Below are 3,427 nucleotides of genomic sequence, written 5' to 3'. Positions count from 1 at the left end.
CGATCGCTCTATTGCTCGTCATGGTTATCCTGTTGTGAGTGATGGCAAAGTGGTAGGGGAAGTTACTAGCGGTACTAAGTCTCCTACTTTAGGGAAAGCGATCGCTCTAGCTTATGTACCGAAAAATTTGGCTAAAATAGGGCAAAAATTAGAAGTAGAAGTTAGGGGTAAAAATTATGCAGCTATTGTTGTTAAGCGCCCCTTTTATAGAAGTCAAAAGTCAAAAGTCAAAAGTTAAAAGTTGGAAATGGGGAGTACGGGTGATGGGGTGATGGGGTGATGGGGTGATGAGTAAAAACTACAACTCTATTCATTAGTATAGATTGCAATATTTTGCTATTTAATTACTTAATAACTGAAGTTTTACCTAAGTAGGGTTTGCTGATTAAATATCAAATAATTACCAGATAAAGGTTTTAGCCTTTTTAGGTATTGAATAGGTATTGAAAAAGTATAGCGCTGTGCGCAGGCAACAGGCAACAGGGGGAATAAAAAACCGATATTATAAGACTTTTAGCTATTGGACAGTTCTTGTAATTTGTAAATATGCCAGCGCACATTGCTATACATGGTTTTCAGCTCTTCATGCTCAAAAAGTTAGCATTTTTAGCGCATAGTTGGCAAAAAAAATTCTCCCCTACTCCCCTACTCCCCTACTCCCCTACTCCCACTCCCCTACTCCCTACTCCCTACTCCCTAAAACTAAAAATGAAACATCAAGAATTACCAATTATTGGCTGGCGGGAATGGATAGCATTACCTGAAATTGGCATTACTAGAATTAAGGCAAAAATCGATACTGGTGCCCGTTCTTCTGCTTTACACGCTTTTGATATTGAAACCTTTGAAATTGATGGTAAACCAAAAGTGAAATTTAAAATTCATCCCCAACAACGAGATACTAATCAAACAGTAATTGCTGAAGCAGAATTAATAGATGAACGTAATGTTCGTAGTTCTAGCGGACAAGCAGAATTACGCCCTGTTATTCTCACAGAAGTAAATTTAATGCAAAAAAAATGGTCAGTTGAATTAACATTAACTAATCGCAAATTAATGGGATTTAGAATGTTATTGGGGCGACAAGCAGTGCGGGGTTTTTTCTTGATTAACCCAGGCAAATCTTATTTAGATAACAATTAAAAAATAGTCAAAAATAAGGTAAGCATTCAGCCGTCAGCTATCAGCTATTGCTTTTAATTTATATCATTTATCCATGAAGTTGCGCTTAATAAAAGATAACAGCTATTATTCAATAATGGATAATTGATAATGGATAATTGATAATTACCTCTCCCTAAAACGGATAGGATTGAATAAAAGGAGAAAATTTATTCTCTTGGTCGATTGGATATGGCGAGGAAACCTCGCCATCCCTCGACCGCTTTTTTCCCCTTGAAAGGGGAGGCTTTAAACCTGAATTATTGAATTATTGAATTATTAATTATTCGGTAAAATTCAGGTTTTGGTAAGAATTATTAAGTGGATTGTTACAGAAAAATGGTATTAGGATAAAAGCTTTATTAATTGTCTTACTACAAAAGTTGGTTCCCTTCCCCTTAAAGTCAATTGTTAATTTAAACACTGTCCTATATGAGAGAGTCTTGTTGCTGAAGTCCGCAGTTCCCACCCAGGAGGCTAGCTGACAGCTAATAGCTATTAGCGCAGCATTCCGCAGGAAATGCTTACAAAATAAGAGCCAAAAATGGTAGAAAAAAACAAAATGAAAATCGCTATTTTATCCACTGAACCAACTCTTTATTCAACTAGAAAATTGCTAGAAGCAGGAGAAAAAAAAGGTCACAAAGTGCAAATTATTGATTACTTGCGCTGTTATATGAATATTACTTCGATGAAACCTCAAGTTATTTATAAAGGTGAACCTTTGGCAGGAATTGATGCTATAATTCCTCGTATTGGTGCTTCTAAAACATTTTATGGGACGGCTGTAGTTAGACAGTTTGAAATGATGGGAGTTTTTACCCCAAATCCTTCTCAAGGCATTTCTCGGTCTCGTGATAAATTACATTGTTTGCAATTATTAGCTAGAGAAGGAATTGGATTACCTGTAACTGGGTTTGCTCATTCTACTAAAGATATTGATGGTTTAATTAATACCGTGGGAGGTGCTCCTTTGGTAATTAAACTATTAGAAGGAACTCAGGGAATAGGAGTAGTCTTAACAGAAACTTATCAAGCCGCTAAGTCAGTTATTGAAGCTTTTCGTGGCTTGGATGCTAATATTTTAGTTCAAGAATTTATTCAAGAAGCAGGTGGTGCAGATCTACGATGTTTTGTAGTAGGAGATAAAGTAATAGCATCTATGAAAAGACAAGGAGCTGAGGGTGAGTTTCGCTCAAACTTGCACCGGGGTGGTAAAGCAGAAAAAATTAAATTAACTCCTGAAGAACGTTCAACTGCTGTGCGTTCAGCTAAAGCAATGGGGTTGAGAGTTGCTGGAGTAGATTTGTTACGCTCTAACCATGGCCCAGTAGTGATGGAGGTGAATTCTTCTCCGGGTTTAGAAGGAATAGAAGCAGCTACAGGAGTAGATGTTTCTGGCAAGATAATTGAGTTTTTAGAGAAGAATGCAAAAAAAGGTTCAACAATTAATAATTAATAATTAATAATTAATAATTAATAATTAAGGAGAGGCTTTAAACCTTAATTATTCGGTAATAACAAAAATCTTGTAGCCCACATTCCGCACTTCAAGTTGTAATATCATGTTCGGTTGAATACTTACACTTTGGAGGAAGGAAGGCAGCTATGCTGGAGGCAGGAGGCGGAAGGGAAGAAAGGGTTAAAAGGGATAAAGTTTTTTTATAACTGATTATCCGAACATGATATAACATGAAAATTAGTATAAAATCTGTAGCAAACTTAAGTATTTATACTATATAAACTATCTTCATTTACCTCAATCGAGAGTCAAATTCTCAGTGAAATATTAAGCATAAATACTTACTGAATCCTTGACTCCTATTGACCACTATAATTTACTTTTGATTTTTGACTTTTGACTTTTGACTTTTGACTTCTATTTTTATACTACATTTTGTGGTGTGGAATGTGGGTTGTAGGGGCGTTTTGCTCCGCAACATATAAAGCGGAGAAGCTCTCTAGGTTAGCATGAGGCCATTTGCTGGTGCATAACTATTGTTAATGCTCCTACTGTAGTCTACCGAAATGAAAACTGCTGTAAAACTCAGACAACAGATTTTTCCTTCTTCCTTCTTCTTTTTTCATTCTTCCTTCTTCTTTTTTCCTTCTTCCTTCTTCCTTCTTCCTTATGCTATATAATATCATGTCCGGTAGCATCGGAGCGTGTATAAAATTAAGGTGACACTCTTGAGAAAACCTTCTGCCTCCTGCCTCCTGCCTCCTGCCTTCCTTCCGCCAAAGTCTAACTATTCAACCGGACATG

At 36.5% G+C, this 3,427-nt stretch carries 4 protein-coding genes; 3 read left to right on the top strand and 1 reads right to left on the bottom strand.

The window, feature by feature from the left end; genetic code table 11:
* The 3 genes from F6K54_RS42070 to rimK form a co-directional block, all read left to right on the top strand.
* Window positions 1–238, top strand: a 238-nt coding sequence (locus F6K54_RS42070; RefSeq protein ID WP_293090432.1) for a glycine cleavage T C-terminal barrel domain-containing protein, incomplete at its 5' end; no start/stop codon positions are given.
* A 308-nt stretch (window positions 239–546) separates the two neighbouring features.
* Complete coding sequence (locus F6K54_RS42065; protein ID WP_366558399.1) at window positions 547–1,143, top strand: ATP-dependent zinc protease; 597 nt, start codon at window positions 547–549, stop codon at window positions 1,141–1,143.
* A gap of 580 nt (window positions 1,144–1,723) precedes the next feature.
* Complete coding sequence (gene rimK / locus F6K54_RS42060; protein WP_293090433.1) at window positions 1,724–2,620, top strand: 30S ribosomal protein S6--L-glutamate ligase; 897 nt, start codon at window positions 1,724–1,726, stop codon at window positions 2,618–2,620.
* Window positions 2,621–3,171: 551 nt separating this feature from the next.
* Here the strand turns inward: rimK and F6K54_RS42055 are convergent.
* The gene (locus F6K54_RS42055) at window positions 3,172–3,309 is read right to left on the bottom strand and encodes a hypothetical protein (protein ID WP_293090431.1); all 138 of its coding nucleotides are present in this window, start codon (window positions 3,307–3,309) and stop codon (window positions 3,172–3,174) included.
* Window positions 3,310–3,427 lie beyond the last annotated feature (118 nt).

Source organism: Okeania sp. SIO3B5 (assembly GCF_010692555.1).
In the GTDB taxonomy this organism is placed as follows: Bacteria; Cyanobacteriota; Cyanobacteriia; order Cyanobacteriales; family Microcoleaceae; genus Okeania.
Note: the sequence above shows the minus strand (reverse complement) of the source record. Positions and strands in the feature narration are given on the sequence as shown.